Genomic DNA, 17,498 nt, shown 5'->3' with positions numbered 1-17,498 from the left:
GGCGCCCTATAGGGGGTCAGGGTGCGGCCACCGTGCAACCTGACCCACCCGGGATGCGCCCAGGTTGCATGATGGGCTGGTGACGACGCCGGGTGAGACCACGGGACAGGCACAGGGCCACGCCGACGAGCTGCTGACGATGGGCAGCCACCGGGGCCGCCTGGTCCTCGCGACGACCATCCTCGGCTCGAGCATCGCCCTGCTCGACGGCACGGTCGTCAACGTCGCGCTGCCCACGATCGGGAAGGACCTCGACGCCGACCTCGCCGGTCTCCAGTGGGTGGTCAACGGCTACGCCCTCACCCTGTCGGCGCTGATCCTCCTCGGCGGTTCGCTCGGCGACAGGTACGGCCGGGCGCGGATCTACGCCATCGGGGTCGGTGGTTTCGGGCTGTCGTCGATCGCGTGCGCCCTCTCCCCCACCATCGGCGCGCTCGTCGGGGCGCGCATCGTGCAGGGCGTCTTCGCGGCCCTGCTCGTGCCCGGCAGCCTCGCCATCCTGCAGGCGTCCCTCCGCCCGAAGGACCGGATGGCCGCCATCGGTGCGTGGACCGGGCTGCTCGGGGTGGCCACGGCCAGCGGCCCACTCGTCGGTGGGTGGCTCGTCGCGATCGACTGGACCTGGGCGTTCTGGATCAACGTGCCCTTGTGCATCGCCGTCGTCGCACTCACCCTGACCGTCGTCCCGGAGTCACGAAATCCCGCCGCAGTGAAGGGATTCGACGTCGCGGGCGTCATCCTCGCGGTCGTCGCACTGGCTGGACTCACCTACGCCCTGACCGTGGCGCCGGACAACCCGGGACCCGTCGCGCTCGGCGCCGGGGTGGCGGCCGTCCTCGCCGCGGTCGGCTTCGTGCTGGTCGAACGCCGCTCGCCCCACGCCATGGTGCCGCCCAGCCTCTTCCGCGACCGCGTCTTCACCACGATCAACCTCGTGACCCTCCTCGTCTATGCCGGGCTGTCCGCGTCGATGCTGTTCCTCGTGCTCTTCCTCCAGACGGTGGCCGGGTGGTCGGCGCTGGCGGCGGGGGCAGCGACCCTGCCGGTCTCCGCGATGATGCTCGCCCTCGCCAGCCGGTTCGGCACGCTCGCCACAAAGCACGGCCCGAGCCGCTACATGGTGGGCGGAACCCTTGTCGCCGCAGCGGGATTCACCCTGCTCGCGCTCGCGCCACGGGACCCGTCGTTCGTCGTCAACATCCTGCCCGGCACCCTCCTCATGGGCCTGGGACTCTCGATGCTCGTCGCACCGCTCACCGGCACCGTCCTCGCCGCCGCCCCGGACGAGCTCGCCGGCATCGCCAGCGGCGTCAACAATGCCGTGTCCCGCACCGCCGGCCTGCTCGCCGTCGCGGCACTACCCCCGCTCGTCGGCCTCAGCGGCTCCGACTACGCCCAGCCCGACTCGATGGCGCCGGCCTACCGGCTCGCGATGCTCGTGTGCGCTGCCCTGCTCGTCGGCGGCGCAGCGCTCACCGCGCTCGGCCTGCGGCCCCGCCAACCGGAGTGCGCGCCCGCTCCGCAGGCCCAGGCACACCCCCAGCCACCGGCCCGCTGACTCGAGGTCACTCGGGCGACGGCACCTGCTTGGTTCCCTTGTGCCGCAAGGCGACTCGCAGCAGACGCACCAGTCCGTACCCGTCGCCCGCACGGCATACGGGCACGTCCTTCTCCCGCCGGTCGCGCGCGGGGGTGAACTCTTCCAACGACACGGGTATGCCGTGCGACAGCACCTGCTCGGAGGGGGTGAGCTCGCGGATGGCGATCGCCTCGACCGCGTCGGGGCGCTGGAGGGCGAAGTCGCCGTAGATCTTGGGGTCGTGCTGGCCGTCGTCGCCCACGAGCACCCAGCGGATGTGGGGGAACTCGTTGGCCAGGCGGTGCAGGCAGGCCCGCTTGTGGTCCTGGCCGCTGCGGAACCACCCGGTGTTGGTCGGGCCCCAGTCGGTCAGGAGCAACGGACCCGCCGGGTAGCCGTGGCGGCGCAGGAACCGGGTCAGCGTCGGTGCGGTGTTCCAGGCCCCCGTCGACACGTAGACCATCGGCGCACCGGGGTGCGCGGTGAGCAGCTCGCGGTACATCGTCGCCATGCCTGGCACGACGTGGCGGGCGTTCTCGCTCTTCACGAAGGTGTTCCACGCGGCGATCATCGGCCGGGGCAGCGAGGTCGAGATGACCGTGTCGTCGATGTCGCTGACGATGCCGAAGGTCTCGTCGTCCCCGACGAGGAACACCGCAGCCTGCACCGGTGTCGCCCCCATCGAGCTGATCGTCGCCTCGGCCCAGCCGGGAGGCAGCCCGTGGTCCTTGACCTTGATGTCGATGTAGCCGCTGCGGTCCGAGCGGGTGTGCACCTGGGCCCGGCCCAGGGTGACGGTGACGGGCACGTTCATGGCCGGCGCGGTGATGAACGCGCGCCATCCACGGCGCTCGTCCTCGGCCGAACGCAGCTGACGCGTCGGCGCCCCCGCGTCGGCGCGCGCGCCCCGCTCACCTCGCCGGGACAACAGGACCCGTCCCAGCACCCGGGCGAACTGGGGCGAGCCGTACCCCGTGTGCGCGACGAGCCGGGGTTGCCACCCCCGTCCACGCAGGACGGCGTCCACCCGGCGGTGCCAGGCGTCCTCCACGATCGCGGCTGCATGCGGTCGGGCCATGGACAGACCCTATGACCTCTCGAGCACAGTCCTGAACTGGTCGACCAGTCGCTGGCCGGAGGCACCCGGCCCGTCGAACTCGAACAGCCGCTGTCCACGGCTCGCGAGCAGCACGGGTCCGCCGCGCGCGTCGAGCTCCTTGGCGAGCGCCACGTCCTCACGCGCGAGCTCCAGCGCGCGCTCGCTCGTGGCGAACAGCTCGACCGCCTCCCCGTCGACACCCAGCCGGTCCGACACCGCCGCCAGCACCCCGGGCTCGTCGAGGGCGCGGCCGGCGACGAAGAACTCGTCCTGCACCGCGTCGAGCACGGCGCCCGGGTCCTCGTGGTCGGTGGCCAGCAGGGCGATGAGCCCTGCGGCGGCCGCCAGCGACGCGTAGCGCCCCGACTGCACGACCTCGACGTCGACCGGCGGCACGGCCTCGCGCAGGACGGCGTTCACCGACGGCTGGTAGTCACGGGCCCGCGGGTCGTAGAGGTCGACGACGTAGACGAGCAGGGTGGAGCCGTCGAACAGCTCGGGTCGGTGCGGCTCGACACCGGCCTCCGCCTCGGCAGCGGCCCGCGCCGCCCGCAGCTGCCAACCCGAACGGGTGGCGTGGCCGAGCAGCTGCCCGTGGTCGCACAGCGAAGGACGCCCGGACGCAGGCGAGGCATAGCAACAGAAGTGCACCCGGTCAGGGGAAGCACTGCCATGGGGCAGGTCACCACGAGACATGGACACCTCCGAGACGCGCGGACACAAAAAAGCAACCGGGTGGCCTTGCGGCCTACCCGGTTGCTTCAGGTGGGGGAGAGACTAGCTCACATCGCCGCAGAACGGGAGGATTGGGCCTCGGCAACCAGCTGAGCGGCCAGGAGGCGCACCTTGAGGTTCTGCTCCTGGGACTGGCGGCGCAGCAGCTCGAACGCGACCTTCTCGTTGATGCCGTGCCGCGCCATGAGCACGCCCTTGGCCTGCTCGATGACGGCCCGGCTCGCCATGGCCTGCTCCATCTGACCCGCGACAGCGCGTGCACCGGACAGCTCCACACCGGCCGCGATCGCGTCCGCCGCGCGGCTCGCCGCGAGCTCGACGACGCCCATCTCGAGGCCGTCGAACGCGTCGGCGGCGTAGGCGTAGAGGTTGAGCGCGCCGTAGCACCGGTCACCGCTGACCAGCGGCAGGGCGTAGAGGGTCTGCACGTCACCGGGGTCGCAGGCGTCCATGAACGCGGGCCAGCGCTCCTCGCCGCGGGCAAAGCTGACGAGGTTCGCCCGCCGGTTGCGGAAGGCGTCGAGGCACGGTCCGTCGCCCACGGCATACTGCACCGCGTCGATCTCGAGGGTGCCCGCGGTGGTGTATGCCGCGGTGCGCGGCCGGTCCTCCATCACCACCGTGACGCCCACGGCGTCGCAGCCGTCGATGTTGGAGTTCACCGCCTGCACGAGGGTCTCGAGGTACGGGGACAGCTGGTCGAGGTCCTCGAGGTTGCCGCGCAGCGCGTCCATGAGCCGTGCGAGCGGCGTGTCCAGATCCATGCCCGCCACTGTAACTCCGCAGGTCACCGTGCCGGGGCGAAGACCCGAAATCCTCGGAATGGGTGGAGGTCCGGTCGGTCGCCGACACCGGAGGACGCGGCGGCGACCGACCGGACGTGTGTGGGGCCCTCAGGGCCAGATCGACGTCACCCACTCGGGGTGGTCGATGAAGGGGTTGCGGTTGCCCTGCCACTGGTCGTAGATGCGCTGGTTGCGCCGCTGCTCGAAGGCATCCGGCGGGTCGGCCGCGTTCCAGGCCTTGAGGACGCTCAGCTTGCCGATCGCGGGTGCCGACCCGTTGTTCACCGACTCGTTGGGCTCGAGGTTCGGCCAGCCGTCGTCACCCTCGTAGCGGATGGCCATGTAGAGGATCATTCGGGCGACGTCACCCTTCACCGCGTCGCGCGGCTCGAACGAGTCGCCGTCGCGCCAGCAGTCGGGGCACTGGTTGACCGCGGAGCCACCGTTGTCGAAGTCGAGGTTGCCGCGGTCGGCGTTGACGGTGACGTCCTCGGGCCGCAGGTGGTGCACGTCGGTGCCGGGGCCGTTGACCGTGCCGAAGTCGCCGTGGCTCTTGGCCCAGACGTGCTCCCGGTTCCACTGGTCGACGCCGCCACCGTTGTCGCTCTTGGCGATCGAGCGGCCCGAGTAGATCTCGATGACGTTGTTGCTGTTCGCCGGGTCCTGGTCGGTGTCCTTCAACGCATCCCACACCTGGTCGTAGGTGAGGACGCGCTGCTGCTTGATGATCGTGTGCAGCGAGGTGCGAAGTGCGTTGCCGCTCTTGCCGATCGCATCCTTGTAGTAGGTGTCGTCGTAGGGGCCGCCACCGCTGGGCGGGGGCTCGGTCGACCCGCCGCCGGAGGCCGCGATGGCGGTCGGCGACTTCTGTCCCGGGTGCGAGAAGTAGGCGCCCAGCGCCCCGGTGACGTCGACCTGCTTGCCGAGGTTGCCGGGGTTGGACTTCAGGCCCCACGCCGCGCGCCACTGGGTGGTGAGCTGCACGTACAGCATCCGCGAGGTGGCGGTCTCGGACGCAGTGTCGGCCAGGGCGATGGCGTAGTCGGCGGTGAAGCCGCTGCGGTTGACCGTGTTCGTGGCCACCGGTTCGCCGACGATGTAGCCGCGCACGGTCTGGACCGACCCGTTCTGGGTCGCGATCGCCTGGGCGACCGTGAGTGGTGTCGCGGCTGCGGCAGGCCGGGCGGAGGCCGCGCCGACCGCGATGAGGACGAGCGCCGCGAACGCGGCCAGGCGCGTACGCACCCCGACGTATCCCTGCATGCGGCCACCGTGCCAGCCACCCGGCATACCAGCGGTTTACCGCGGGTAAGGCCAGCGGCAGGGCTTGGCAAAGACTTCGCATGACGAGGCGGCCGGATATGCCGCGTGGTCACCCGCAGCGGCCGCCGGCGCACGCAGGGGCGCCGGACACATACCCTGCTGCGGTGACCGATGACGCGGTCTTCCGCAAGGGCAGCGCGACGGCCCCACCCGGGTACTTCCGGTGGGAGGCCGCCGGGCTGGCGTGGCTCGCCGACGCCCCTGGCGGCGCTCGGGTCGCCGAGGTGCTCGAGGTCGGCGAGGACCACCTCGACCTGCGCCGGCTGAGCTTCGTCAACCCCGACCCCGGGATGGCGGAGGCGTTCGGGGCCGGGCTGGCGCGGGTCCACGACGCGGGCGCCTCCGCGTTCGGCGTGGCACCGCCGGGCTGGTCGGGCGACGGCTACCTCGGGCCGGTGTCCGAGCTCCTCCCGCTGCCGCTGCAGCCGACCTCGTCCTGGGGCGAGTTCTACGCGAACCAGCGGCTCCTGCCGACCCTCGCCCTCGGCGTCGACCGGGGCGTCTTCCACCGGCATGACGTGCACCTGGTGGAGGCGGTGGCCCGGCGCGTCTCCCGGGGCGAGTTCGACGACGGCAGCTCGCCCGCCCGCATCCACGGTGACCTGTGGTCCGGCAACGTCCTGTGGACCGCCGACGGCGCGGTTCTCATCGACCCGGCTGCCCACGGTGGCCACCGGGAGACCGACCTGGCGATGCTCTCGCTCTTCGGTTGCCCCCATTGGGATTTCGTCATCGGTGGGTACCTCGAGCAGCACCGGCTCGACGCGGAGTGGCCGGCCCGGGTGGCGCTGCACCAGCTGCACCCGCTGCTCGTCCACGCCGTGCTGTTCGGCGGCGACTACCCGGCGCGGGCCATGGCCGCGGCCAAGCGCTACCGCTGAGCGCCGTCCTCGATGAGCCCTCGCACGAAAGCCGCCTGGCCGACGTGCTGCTGGTCGTCGTTCACGATGCTCACGAGGCGCACGCCCAGGGTGACGGGCGGGTCCCAGCGCTCGTCGACGACGCGACCCAGGTCGTCGCCGGAGAGGTCGCGCACGTAGGCGACCGTCTTGTCGTGCACGGCGTCGAGGTAGCCGGTCAGCTGCTCCGCGGTCAGCCCGGTCACCTGGCCCACCTCGTCGGCGCTCATCCCGTAGCCGGTCTCGGCGGCGTCGAACGGCAGCCCGAACCGGTCCGCCCAGCCGTCGGCCGTCCACACCTGCTCGTGCCCGGCGACGTCGGCGATGTGGTCGTCCTGCACCCGGGTGAGGTGCCAGACGAGCCACGCGATCGAGTTGGCCCGCGGTGTGGGCCGGGTCGCGAGCTGCTGGGGCGTGAGTCCCTCGACGACGTCGTGGGCGCCGTCGCGGATGCGGGTGAAGGAGTCGACCAGCAGCTCACCGAGAGTCATGGTTCGACTGTATGCCGGGTGCGCACCCGCCGCCTGCGCCGATCGGCGCCGACGCCGGTGGATACTTGAAGCGAACTGCAAGTTTGGCTCGGGTGAAAGGGAGACCCGTTGGACGGCACCGACGTCCTCACCGTGTCGCAGGTGGCGGCCCGCAGCGGGTTCGCCGCGTCGGCGCTGCGCTACTACGAGCGCGAGGGGCTCATCGAGGCCAGCCGCACGACCGGCGGCCAGCGCCGCTACCAGCGCAGCGTGCTGCGCCGCCTCGCGTTCATCCGCGCCGCCAGCAACGTCGGCCTCACCCTCGAGGAGATCCGGCTCGAGCTCGCCGAGCTTCCCCGCGGTCGCACCCCCACCAAGTCCGACTGGCACCGCATCTCGGTGGACTGGCGCGGCCGGCTCGACGAACAGGTCGCCGCCCTCCAAGCCCTGCGCGACAAGCTCGACTCATGCATCGGGTGCGGCTGCCTGTCGCTCAAGCAGTGCGGCATCTCCAACCCCGGCGACGAGGCGGCCGACAGCGATGACGCGCCCGGCGCGGCATACCTGCCCCGGCTCCTGCGTCGGCAGATGAGGTGACGTCCGATGCCCCTCACCTGCCTCACCTACAACATCCACGGCGGCATCGGGATGGACGACGCACTCGACCTCGACCGCATCGTCGACGTCGTGCGCGCCAGTGGCGCCGACCTCGTGGCCCTGCAGGAGGTCGACCGTCACCGACGCGAGCTCACCGGCCACGTCGACCAGGCCGGGTACCTCGCCCGGCGCCTCGGCATGGAGCTCGCGTATGCCGCGTGCCTCGACGACGAGCCCGTGGCACCCTCCGGTGAACGAGCCCAGTACGGGACCGCGCTGTTGTCGCGGATCGGCTTGGTGGACAAGGGAATTCGTCACCTGCCCTGCTTCGACGGAAGCGAGCAGCGTGGGGTCCTCGAGGCCGAGGTGCAGGTCGACGGCACCCCGGTGCGGGTGCTCGGCACGCACCTGCAGTGGGACCGCGAGGACGAACGGCTTGCGCAGGCCGAGGCGATCGTCGCCGGCCTGGACCAGCGGCCCACGATCCTGCTGGGCGACTTCAACACCGAGCCGGGGTCACCCACCCACCGGCTCCTCGCGACACACCTCGATGACGCCTGGGCGGGCGTTGGCGCCGGACCGGGCGCCACGTTCACGGCCGAGCCCCCGCCGCGGCGGATCGACTACATCTGGCTGGGTGGTGGGCTTCAGGCGCGGACGGCCGAGATCATCGACTCCGTCGCCTCCGACCACAGCGCGCTGCGCGTCGTCGTGGAGCTCGGGCGCACCTGATCGCGCACCTCGCCGATCGCGCCGGTGAGCAGCTCGACGAGCCGGTCCGCCGGGTGGTCGACGCACGCCACGGCGATGCCCTCCACGGCATACGCCACGATGTGGGGCGCCGTCTGCCGACGGAAGACGCGCTCGCGAACTCGCGCGTCGCGGATGTAGCGCCGGGCCCAGGCGGTCGCCTCGGGGGCCGACGCGAACGCGGCGAGCGCCCGGTCACGCAGGTCGGGACGGTCGCGCTCGAGCGAGTCCATCATCCGCAGCGACGTCAGCAGGCCGACGGCCAGGACGTTCTGCCGGGTCGCCGACACGACGGGCAACGCCGTGGCGGCAGCGCGCACCGACAGGGCCACGTCGATCTCGAGGGCGTCACCGGTGAGTCCGACGACCTCGGGCACGAGCATGACGATCCGCGACCGCTCCTCGTCGGTGAGTGCGTCGTTGACGAGGCGGGCCATCGACGCGAGCAGCGGGTGGGTGCACTTGGGTCGGTCGCTCCACTTCTCGCCGGCCAGGAACGACGCCATCTCCATGAAGCAGGCACCCTTGCGCGGGTTGCGGTGCTTGCCCGCGGACAGGACCGGGACCAGGTCTGGGGTGACGGTGGTGGCGGACGGCGACATGGCTGCTCCCAACTCAGGTCGGGCACCGGGCCGGGTGTCCGGAGCCGACGATGACCTGCTTCCACTATGCGCCGTGGCCCGGCGTGGCGCCACCTCTTGCCCGCCGCCTCCGACGCCCCCGCCGCGGTGACCACGCGGCATACGCTGTCTGCATGGCGCTCACCGAGGACGACCTCGCCCACCTGCGTCGCTGCGTCGAGCTGGCGCGCGAGGCCCTCGATGCCGGTGACGAGCCGTTCGGGTCGGTGCTGGTCCACGACGGCCGGCGCGTGGCCGAGGACCGCAACCGCGAGACGAGCCTGGCCGACGCGACGCGGCACCCCGAGTTCGACCTTGCGCGTCGCGCGGCCGAGCTGCTGAGCGCCGAGGAGCGTTCTGCCGCAACGCTCTACACGTCCGGCGAGCACTGCCCCATGTGTGCGGCCGCCAACGGCTGGGTCGGGATCGGTCGCATCGTGTATGCCGTGTCGACCGAGCAGTTCGTCGGCTGGCTGCGCGAGTGGGGCGTCGGCCCGGCACCGGTGGCACCGCTGCCGGTGAACGTCGTCGCGCCGGGGATCATCGTCGACGGGCCTGCGCCCGAGCTGGCCGACGAGGTCCGCGAGCTGCACCGGCGGCTGCGCGCCGTCAGGGCCGCGGTCACGCTCGACACCCTTCCCTGACCGCGCACTCCCTCGTGTTTGCACCCCGCCGTCCGCCGGTCAAGGGCTACGTCGTACTTGCTGAACCGCCGGTCCCAAGCGATCTGACCCCAACCTGCGCCGACATATACAGGCGGTTCTCGCCCCATCGACCAGCGTTTAGCTTTCCTCACCCTCGTGGAAGAATTTTGCCGTTGCGCCGGCCGCGCCGGGCAGGCGAAAGAGACCAACGAATAGCCACGGTCGAATGGCAGGGTGACACCGCCTAATTGTCGCCGCGAGATCGAGCCTGACGGAGGTAACGAAAGTCCCGCCGCATGCGGAAGAAGACGGCCACCTCAAGCACCACCCAGGCGACGATAAGAATAGCCGTACTGGCCATTTCAAACCACGCGAGAGAATCCGTCGTTCGAAATACGACCCCCATCTTGTAGAGACCGATCGCGCCGAAACTCACCGCAAGGTAGAGGCCCGCCCCCACAAAGAACCGCAGTGCGCGTCGCCCTGATGCAAGCCATGACTTACGCACGTATTCATAGCGCGGGTCGTTCACGTCCTTGTCAACCATTCCAGGCGTTATCCCAGATACTCGAGAACGTGCTGCTCCAGGCAAGAGAGCTTCAAGTCAAGAGAGCCACTGAACGTTCCAGATCCTACTGGTTCGAGCTGTTGCTCTTCATGAACTAGCTCAACTCCACGAGCTGCACGGGCGGTGACCAGGCTCGCGCCAGCTGTGGATCCGCCGAACATGTCCGCGATCGCGGGCCCCGTTATTCCAGCCTTGGCCCACCCCAGTCACTTCGCCCAAACCCTGGTCGACGAGGTCTGTCACACCTCCCACAGCGCCCGCGAACGATGTCGACTCAAGGACGCCGGCAGCGCAGGCGGCCCCAATGGGACCGTCAGCCACCGCAGACGAGCCGCACGCTATGGGAAGGGCGTCTCCCACCCCCGCTACGCCTGTGGCGATAACGCTGGTACGCCGCAGAGTCTGATGCGCCAACACGGCAGGATCTTGGAAATCCCAACCTGGGTATCGCTTGCGATCGCTCTGCGACTCGGCGGCAACAGCATTTCGAACCAGCACAGCTCTCGCTTTACGCGCCGCGTCAGCAGCGGCTCGTCGTCCAGCCGCGGCTTCGTTGCGGGGATGACTTGACAAAACCTTTGACAAAGTCACGACGGGCGTCATGGAGAACCCATGACACATGTCACGATCAGAGGGCCAAGCCACGCCAGGCGCCTGTCACTCACTCCTTAGGGACGTTGTTGCGCAGCTCCTCGAGCCACGCGCGCGAGCTGACGTCGGACGGCATACGCCAGTCCCCACGCGGCGAAAGCGACCCTCCCGCAACGACTTTCGGCCCGTTGGGCAGCGCTGACCGCTTGAACTGGTTGGCAAAGAAGCGGGTGAGGAAGACTTCCTCCCAGTGCCGGATCGTCGCGAGGTCGTATGCCGTGCGGCGGGCTTCCGGGTAACCCGGCGGCCACTCGCCGGCCTCGGCGTCGGACCACGCGTGCCGGGCGAGGAAGGCGATCTTGCTGGGCCGGTAGCCGCGGCGCAGCACGTGGAAGAGCGTGAAGTCCTGCAGGGCGTAGGGGCCGATGGCGTCCTCGCTGGACTGCATCTTCTCCCCGGCCTTCACCGGCACGAGCTCGGGGCTGATCTCCTGGTCGACGATCGCCGTGAGCGTCTCGTTGACGTCGCCCTCGCCGGGCTTGCCGGCGGCGCCGGTGAACTGGCCGGTGCTGACGACCCAGCGGATGAGGTGCTGGATCAGCGTCTTGGGGATGCCGGCGTTGACGCCGTAGTGCGACATCTGGTCGCCGACGCCGTAGGTGCACCAGCCGAGGGCCAGCTCGGACAGGTCGCCGGTGCCGAGCACGATGCCGCCGCGCTGGTTGGCGATCCGGAAGAGGTAGTCGGTGCGCAGCCCGGCCTGGACGTTCTCGAAGGTGACGTCGTAGACCTCCTCGCCCTCGCCGGCGGGGTGGCCGAGGCCCTTGAGCATCTGGGTGGCGGCGGGCTTGATGTCGAGCTCCTCGGCGGTGATGCCGAGCGAGCGCATGAGCGCCCAGGCGTTGGACTTGGTCGTGTCGCTGGTGGCGAAGCCGGGCATGGTGAACCCGAGGATGTCGGTGCGCGGTCGCCCCAGCCGGTCCATCGCCTTGGCCGCGACGATCAGCGCGTGGGTCGAGTCGAGACCACCGCTGACGCCGATGACGATCTTGGGCTGCCAGGTGTCGGTGGTGAGGGCACGCAGCCGCTGCTCGAGGCCGGAGACCTGGATGTTGTAGGCCTCGTAGCAGTCCTGCGCGAGCCGCTCGGGGTCGTCGGGCACGAACGGGAACCGGTCGACCTTGCGCCGCAGCCCGATGTCGCCGGTGGGCGGAGCCAACGTGAACTCGACCGCCCGGAACAGCTCCCCCTCGGGATCGCCCAGCCACTCGCCGCGCCGGTTGTCGTCGAACGAGCCCTGACGAATTCGCTCCTGCCGCAAGCGATCCAGGTCGACGTCGACCACGGTGGCCTGCGCCGCCTCGGGGAACCGCTCGGTCTCGCCGAGCAGGTCGCCCAGCTCGTAGACCATCGTCATGCCGTCCCACGACAGGTCGGTCGTCGACTCGCCCCGGCTCGCCGCGGCATACGCATAGACGGCGTTGCACCGCGCGCTCGCGCTGCGCGCGAGCAGGTGCCGGTCCTCGGCGCGGCCCACCGTGATGGGTGAGGCGGAGAGGTTGAGCAGCACGGTCGCCCCGGCGAGCGCGGCCTTGGCGCTCGGCGGCACCGGGACCCACATGTCCTCACAGACCTCGGCGTGGACGGCGAGGTCGGGCACGTCCGCCGCCCGGAAGATGAGGTCGACGCCGAACGGGATGTCGCCGTCCTCGTCGGCGCCCGGCCAGTGCGGGCGGGTGATGACGGTGCCGCGGATGTCGGCGCCCTCGGCGAACCACCGCTTCTCGTAGAACTCGCGGTAGTTGGGCAGGTAGGCCTTGGGCGCCACACCGAGCACCTCGCCGCGGTGGATGACGACGGCGCAGTTGTAGAGGCGACTGCCGCTGCGGATCGGTGCACCGACGACGACCAGGGGCAGCAGCTTCTTCGTGGCCTCGGCGAGCGTGACGATCGCGGCGTCGACCTCGTCGAGCAGCACGTCCTGCAGGAGCAGGTCGTCGATCGCGTACCCGGACAGGCTCAGCTCGGGGAAGACAGCGACGGCGACACCGTCGTCGGACAGCTCCCGTACCTGCTCGAGGATCGCCTCCGCGTTGGCGGCCGGGTCGGCCGAGGTGACGGGGAAGGTGCACGCCGCGACGCGCGCGAAGCCGTGCCGGTAGGCGTTGTCGAAGTCCTGCGCCGAGCGCCGCTGGTCCATGGGGCCGAGTCTGTCAGAGTCCGCGCGCGCATCCCGCGGGATGCCAGCGGCGCAGTATGCCGCGCCCTCGGCAGCCCGGAGCGCGTCATCCCCGGTGTGGGGCCGTGCTCTCCCGCACCACGAGCTCGGTCGGGACGAGGGTCGTCCCGGTGGCCGGGCCGTCACCGCGCACCTGGCCGAGGACCCGCTCGACGCACAGCGCACCGATCTGCTCGAAGTCCTGCCGGATCGTGGTGAGGGGTGGGATGAACGACGCGGCCTCCGGGACGTCGTCGAAACCCACGACGCTGACCTCGTCCGGCACGCGCCGACCCCGGTCGTGCATCGCCCGCAGGATGCCGAGCGCCATCTGGTCGTTGGCCGCGAAAACTGCTGTGCAGGAAGGGTCCTCGGCCAGCCGCAGCCCCAGGGCGTACCCCGACTCCGGCGACCAGTCGCCGTGCAGCACCCCTGGCACCGGGCGCCCGGCCGCCTCGAGGGTTGCGCGCCACGCGTCACGGCGACGCTGCGCGGCATACGAATGCTCCGGACCGGCCACGTGGTGGACGGTCGCGTGCCCGAGGCCCAACAGGTGCTCGACCGCGGCACGGGCGCCCGCCCGCTGGTCGGTGTCGACCACGGGGTGGCGGTCGCCGGCGTCGTCGGAGTCGGCGACGACGACCTTGACGCCGGGCGGGAAGAAGGCGGGGGCGTCACCGACGAGGTGGGTCTCCATGATCGCGATGACGGCGTCGACGGCGAGCTCCCCGGCGCGGGTGAAGGCACCGCGAACGGCGTCCTGGGTCGGCGCGTCGACCGGGATGAGGGTGACCGCGTGGTCCTGCGCGGCGGCGGACGCGACAATCCCCTCGAGGGTGCGCACGTTGCCGGTCGTGGCGAGGGTGAAGGTGATGACCCCGATGGCGCGGAACGCTCCGCGCTTGAGCGCCCGCGCGGCGCTGTTGGGACGGTAACCCAGCTCGGCCATGGCTCGCAGCACGGTCTCCCGCGTGGTGTCGACGACGTTGGGCTCGCCGTTGCTCACCCGCGAGACGGTCTGCGCGGAGACCCCGGCCAGCCGCGCCACGTCGGCCATCGAGGCCCGTCTCGTCGCCACCGGTCACCTCCGTCCTCGCGCCTACGCCGGTCGAGCCGGCGGTCCCATGATGGCCTGCTCGTGGACGACCCTTGACACCCGCTCGCCCCGGCTGCGACCGTACTCGAGGCGATGTTTACGCAAACATAGCCCATTGCCACCCATTCCCGGCACGCCACCGACGTCGCACCAGGAAGGCCCAGCCATGACCCACCCGAACCCCGCCCGCCGCCGGGCCCGGACCCTGGCCGCCGGCGCGGCCGTCCTCGCCCTCACCGGCGCGGGTCTGGCCGCGGCCGCGCCCAGCGAAGCCGCCACCGGCGCACTCGCCCTCCCCGCGGCGACCTCGGCCGACCAGGTGCCCACCGTCCGCGTCCAGCCGGATCCGTCCTACCAGCAGCCGGCCTTCGAGGGCTGGGGGACCAGCCTGGTGTGGTTCGCCAACGCGACCGGTGACTACCCGCCGGCCATCCGCGAGCGCCTCGCCGACCTGGTCTTCGGCAAGGACGGCCTCAACCTCAACATCGCCCGCTACAACATCGGCGGTGGCAACGCTCCCGACGTCAAGGACTACCTTCGCCCCGGCGGCGCGGTCGAGGGCTGGTGGAAAGCACCGGCCGGCACCACCCACGCCGACACCACGTGGTGGTCGGCCGACGACCCCGCCGACTGGAACCCCGACGCCGACCGCACGCAGCGGTGGTGGGTCGACCGGATCAAGCCGGGCATCACCAAGTGGGAGACGTTCAGCAACTCCCCGCCGTGGTTCATGACCGAGTCGGGCTACGTCTCGGGCAACTTCGACGCGTCGAAGGACCAGCTCAAGACCTCGAGCGTCGGCGACTTCGCCAAGTACGTCGTCGGCGCCACCGAGCGGCTCGAACAGGCGCACGGCATCAAGGTCGACACCATCGACCCGTTCAACGAGCCCAACACGAGCTACTGGGGCACCCAGCTCGGCGCGGACGGACAGCCCACCGGCGGCCGCCAGGAGGGCGCGCACATCGGACCGGCCTTGCAGCAGACCGTGATCCGCGCCCTCGCACCGGTCCTCGCTTCCTCCTCGACCGGCGCCAAGATCTCGGCGATGGACGAGACCAACCCCGGCACCTTCGTCCGCAACTGGATGACCTACCCCGCCGACGTGAAGGCGTCCGTGGCGCAGATGAACGTCCACACCTACGGCACCAGCCAGCGCACGGCCGTGCGTGACCTGTCCAAGTCCGAGGACAAGCCACTGTGGATGTCCGAGGTCGAGGGCAGCTGGGGCAACGGCCAGAGCTTCACCTCGATGGAGCCCGGGCTCGGCATGGCCCAGCGGATGACCGACGACCTGCGCGAGCTCGAGCCGTCGGCATGGGTGTTCTGGCAGCCGGTCGAGGACTACGACAACATGAAGCCGGGCGGTGAGAGCGCGGCCGGGGCGAACTGGGGCTCGATCCAGCTGCCCTTCGACTGCACCTCGACCGACACGCTGCAGACCTGCCCCATCTACACGAACCAGAAGTTCAACACGGTCCGCAACTTCACCCACTACATCCGCCCGGGTGACCGCCTCGTCAAGGTCAACGACACCAACACCGTCGCCGCCATCCGGGCCGCCGACCGCAGCGCCACGCTGGTCCACACCAACAACACCAGCAGCCCCCGCGACGTGGTGCTCGACCTCTCCAAGTTCCGCCACGTGGGGCCCGGCGCCAGCGTGACCGCGGTCGTGACTGACGCGAGCGGCGCCCTCGTGCAGCGGACCCCCGTCGCGGTGCAGGGCACGAGCGCCACCGTGCGGGTGCCGGCCGAGTCGGTGACGACCCTGGTCGTGTCGAACGTCCGGGACGTCGCCAAGGACGCGGCGACCTTCAAGGAGGGCAGCCTCTACCGCTTCACCGGGGTCCAGAGCGGCAAGTCGCTCGACGCCGAGACCAGCTCGCTCGTCATCCGCGGCACCGACTCGGCCAGTGGCGACCAGCTGTTCACCGTCACCCCCGTCACCACTGGTGTCAGCAACCGCGAGCGCTACCATCTGCGGGCCCTCGACGGACGACAGGTGGCCCTGCGAGGCGGTTCCCTCGTCCTCGAACCGGCCCAGACGGCACCGGATGCCGGCGCCCAGTGGTACCTGTCGACCACCGGTGACGGGACGTGGACGATCGCGAGCGTGACCGGCCCGGGCAACATAGAGGTCGGTGGCCAGGCGACCGCCGACGGGTCCGCCGTCGGTGTGTGGCAGCCGAACGCCGACGCGAACCAGCGGTGGAAGGTGACCGACGAGACGGTGCGCGGCGTCACCGACGTCGCCGCCTTCACCATGCCGGGCGTCGCGCCCCAGCTGCCGCAGACCGTGGTCCCGGACCGGGCGAGCGGCGGGGCCACGGCCATCCCAGTGCAGTGGCGCGCCGTGCCCTCGGTGCGGTGGCAGAAGACCGGCCAGGTCTTCGTGTTCGGCACCGCCACCGACCCGGCCACCGGCACCGAGTACCCGGTCCGGGCCGTCGTCACCGTCGACACCGTCTCGAGCACCCAGCCCGCGTCGGCACGCACCTACGTGGGCGGCATACCCGACCTGCCGCGGACGGTCACGGCCGTCTCCGACCGGTATGCCGCGAAGGTCACCCTCCCGGTGACGTGGGACAGCACCGGCCAGACCTATGACCGGGTCGGACAGGTGGAGGTGCACGGCACGGCGACACTGCCGGACGGCTCCACCGTGCCCGCGACGTGCGTCGTCACCGTCACCGAGCCGGTGGAGGCCAACGCGGCCCTGACGCCGGGCACCACCGCCACGGCGACCTACAGCGAGCCCGGCTACTCGCCGCAGGGCGTCGTGAATGGCAACCTCGCCGACAAGGGCTGGTCCAACTGGACCTCCGGCGCGCAGCGTCCGGGCGACACGATCACCGTGACCCTGCCGGCACCTCGGGACGTCACCCGGGTCGTCACGCGCTTCTACCAGGACGGCGGAAACGTCAGCTACGCCAAGGCGATTCGCGTCGAGGCCCTGGTCAATGGCGCCTGGACCGCCGTGTCCGGCGACGTGGCCGTGCCCCAGACCGGACCGGGCGCACCGGTGGTGTCGGTGCCGGTCACGCCGACGCGCACCACTGCCGTGCGGGTGGTCATGACCGCCGACAGCTACCTGACGGTGAGCGAGATCGAGGTCATGGCGAAGTCCGCCGGCTGAGGTCCCGCTCGGGCTCGTCGCGGGTGCCGAGCCGTGGATCCGGCCGCGTGCCGGTCGCGACGGCTCGGGCCCGGGCGAGCTCGCGGGCACCGCGCCGGGCATCGCTGCAGACACTGGCCCAGCCCCGCTTGCGTCCGCGGATCTGGTTGCCATCGCGACCAGATCCGCGGACGCGATGGGTATGCCGCGTGGCCGGCTCGCGTGCCTCGCCCGCCTCGCGGCCGGCGAGGACGAGCGCGCCGCCGACGACCACCGTGACGAGGGCGAGCCCGAGGATGAGGTCGAGGATGAAGGTCGCATCGGTCATGGCTCGATCTTGTGCTGGGGCGTCATCCCGCCACGAGTGGCGCGATTGACACGGTTGAGCCAAATCTGGCCATACTGG

At 70.9% G+C, this 17,498-nt stretch carries 16 protein-coding genes; 6 read left to right on the top strand and 10 right to left on the bottom strand.

Annotation, left to right across the window (positions count from 1 at the left end):
- Positions 1-79: 79 nt before the first annotated feature.
- Entirely contained in the window at positions 80-1,558 is a 1,479-nt protein-coding gene (locus HJG52_RS19730; protein ID WP_346767870.1) for an MFS transporter, read from the top strand.
- 7 nt (positions 1,559-1,565) lie between these two features.
- On the opposite strand, the gene HJG52_RS19725 is transcribed toward HJG52_RS19730, so the two are convergent.
- The 4 genes from HJG52_RS19725 to HJG52_RS19710 all read right to left on the bottom strand — a co-directional run bounded on the left by HJG52_RS19725 (position 1,566) and on the right by HJG52_RS19710 (position 5,461).
- The gene (locus HJG52_RS19725) at positions 1,566-2,657 is read right to left on the bottom strand and encodes an App1 family protein phosphatidate phosphatase (RefSeq protein ID WP_171245354.1); all 1,092 of its coding nucleotides are present in this window, start codon (positions 2,655-2,657) and stop codon (positions 1,566-1,568) included.
- A 9-nt stretch (positions 2,658-2,666) separates the two neighbouring features.
- Positions 2,667-3,374: a DsbA family protein gene (locus HJG52_RS19720; RefSeq protein ID WP_171245353.1), complete on the bottom strand. Its 708-nt coding sequence runs from the start codon at positions 3,372-3,374 to the stop codon at positions 2,667-2,669.
- 86 nt (positions 3,375-3,460) lie between these two features.
- Positions 3,461-4,177 carry a GAF and ANTAR domain-containing protein gene (locus tag HJG52_RS19715; protein WP_171245352.1) on the bottom strand — a complete coding sequence of 239 codons (717 nt, stop codon included), beginning with the start codon at positions 4,175-4,177 and terminating at the stop codon, positions 3,461-3,463.
- A 129-nt stretch (positions 4,178-4,306) separates the two neighbouring features.
- Positions 4,307-5,461, bottom strand: a complete 1,155-nt coding sequence (locus HJG52_RS19710) for an endonuclease (RefSeq protein ID WP_171245351.1) — start codon at positions 5,459-5,461, stop codon at positions 4,307-4,309.
- 164 nt (positions 5,462-5,625) lie between these two features.
- Between HJG52_RS19710 and HJG52_RS19705 the strand changes: the two genes are divergently transcribed.
- A complete protein-coding gene (locus HJG52_RS19705) occupies positions 5,626-6,402 on the top strand; it encodes a fructosamine kinase family protein (protein ID WP_346767869.1) in 777 nt (258 codons plus the stop codon).
- Here the strand turns inward: HJG52_RS19705 and HJG52_RS19700 are convergent.
- Positions 6,393-6,911, bottom strand: coding sequence for a mycothiol transferase (locus tag HJG52_RS19700; RefSeq protein WP_171245349.1), 519 nt, complete (start codon positions 6,909-6,911; stop codon positions 6,393-6,395). The two genes, HJG52_RS19705 and HJG52_RS19700, sit on opposite strands and share 10 nt — an antisense overlap.
- A gap of 108 nt (positions 6,912-7,019) precedes the next feature.
- Here HJG52_RS19700 and soxR point away from each other — a divergent pair, with 108 nt between their 5' ends.
- Complete coding sequence (soxR, locus tag HJG52_RS19695) at positions 7,020-7,487, top strand: redox-sensitive transcriptional activator SoxR (protein ID WP_171245348.1); 468 nt, start codon at positions 7,020-7,022, stop codon at positions 7,485-7,487.
- 6 nt (positions 7,488-7,493) lie between these two features.
- The gene (locus HJG52_RS19690) at positions 7,494-8,219 is read left to right on the top strand and encodes an endonuclease/exonuclease/phosphatase family protein (protein WP_171245347.1); all 726 of its coding nucleotides are present in this window, start codon (positions 7,494-7,496) and stop codon (positions 8,217-8,219) included.
- On the opposite strand, the gene HJG52_RS19685 is transcribed toward HJG52_RS19690, so the two are convergent.
- Positions 8,135-8,839 carry a hypothetical protein gene (locus HJG52_RS19685; protein WP_206071183.1) on the bottom strand — a complete coding sequence of 235 codons (705 nt, stop codon included), beginning with the start codon at positions 8,837-8,839 and terminating at the stop codon, positions 8,135-8,137. The two genes, HJG52_RS19690 and HJG52_RS19685, sit on opposite strands and share 85 nt — an antisense overlap.
- Positions 8,840-8,991: 152 nt before the next feature.
- On the opposite strand from HJG52_RS19685, the gene HJG52_RS19680 reads away from it, so the two are divergent.
- Positions 8,992-9,501: a nucleoside deaminase gene (locus HJG52_RS19680; RefSeq protein WP_171245346.1), complete on the top strand. Its 510-nt coding sequence runs from the start codon at positions 8,992-8,994 to the stop codon at positions 9,499-9,501.
- A 244-nt stretch (positions 9,502-9,745) separates the two neighbouring features.
- Here the strand turns inward: HJG52_RS19680 and HJG52_RS19675 are convergent, their stop codons facing one another.
- The 3 genes from HJG52_RS19675 to HJG52_RS19665 form a co-directional block, all read right to left on the bottom strand.
- Positions 9,746-10,048 carry a hypothetical protein gene (locus tag HJG52_RS19675; RefSeq protein ID WP_171245345.1) on the bottom strand — a complete coding sequence of 101 codons (303 nt, stop codon included), beginning with the start codon at positions 10,046-10,048 and terminating at the stop codon, positions 9,746-9,748.
- A 682-nt stretch (positions 10,049-10,730) separates the two neighbouring features.
- Positions 10,731-12,860 carry an NAD(+) synthase gene (locus HJG52_RS19670; RefSeq protein WP_171245344.1) on the bottom strand — a complete coding sequence of 710 codons (2,130 nt, stop codon included), beginning with the start codon at positions 12,858-12,860 and terminating at the stop codon, positions 10,731-10,733.
- 85 nt (positions 12,861-12,945) lie between these two features.
- Positions 12,946-13,956, bottom strand: a complete 1,011-nt coding sequence (locus HJG52_RS19665) for a LacI family DNA-binding transcriptional regulator (RefSeq protein ID WP_346767868.1) — start codon at positions 13,954-13,956, stop codon at positions 12,946-12,948.
- A gap of 184 nt (positions 13,957-14,140) precedes the next feature.
- Here HJG52_RS19665 and HJG52_RS19660 point away from each other — a divergent pair, with 184 nt between their 5' ends.
- Positions 14,141-17,113, top strand: a complete 2,973-nt coding sequence (locus HJG52_RS19660; RefSeq protein WP_171245343.1) for a glycoside hydrolase — start codon at positions 14,141-14,143, stop codon at positions 17,111-17,113.
- Here HJG52_RS19660 and HJG52_RS19655 read toward each other — a convergent pair.
- Complete coding sequence (locus HJG52_RS19655; RefSeq protein WP_171245342.1) at positions 17,091-17,420, bottom strand: hypothetical protein; 330 nt, start codon at positions 17,418-17,420, stop codon at positions 17,091-17,093. The two genes, HJG52_RS19660 and HJG52_RS19655, sit on opposite strands and share 23 nt — an antisense overlap.
- Between the last annotated feature and the right edge of the window lie 78 nt (positions 17,421-17,498).

It is taken from the genome of Knoellia koreensis (assembly GCF_013041615.1).
Classification (GTDB): Bacteria; Actinomycetota; Actinomycetes; order Actinomycetales; family Dermatophilaceae; genus Pedococcus; species Pedococcus koreensis.
This window is presented reverse-complemented; position numbering and strand designations above follow the sequence as displayed.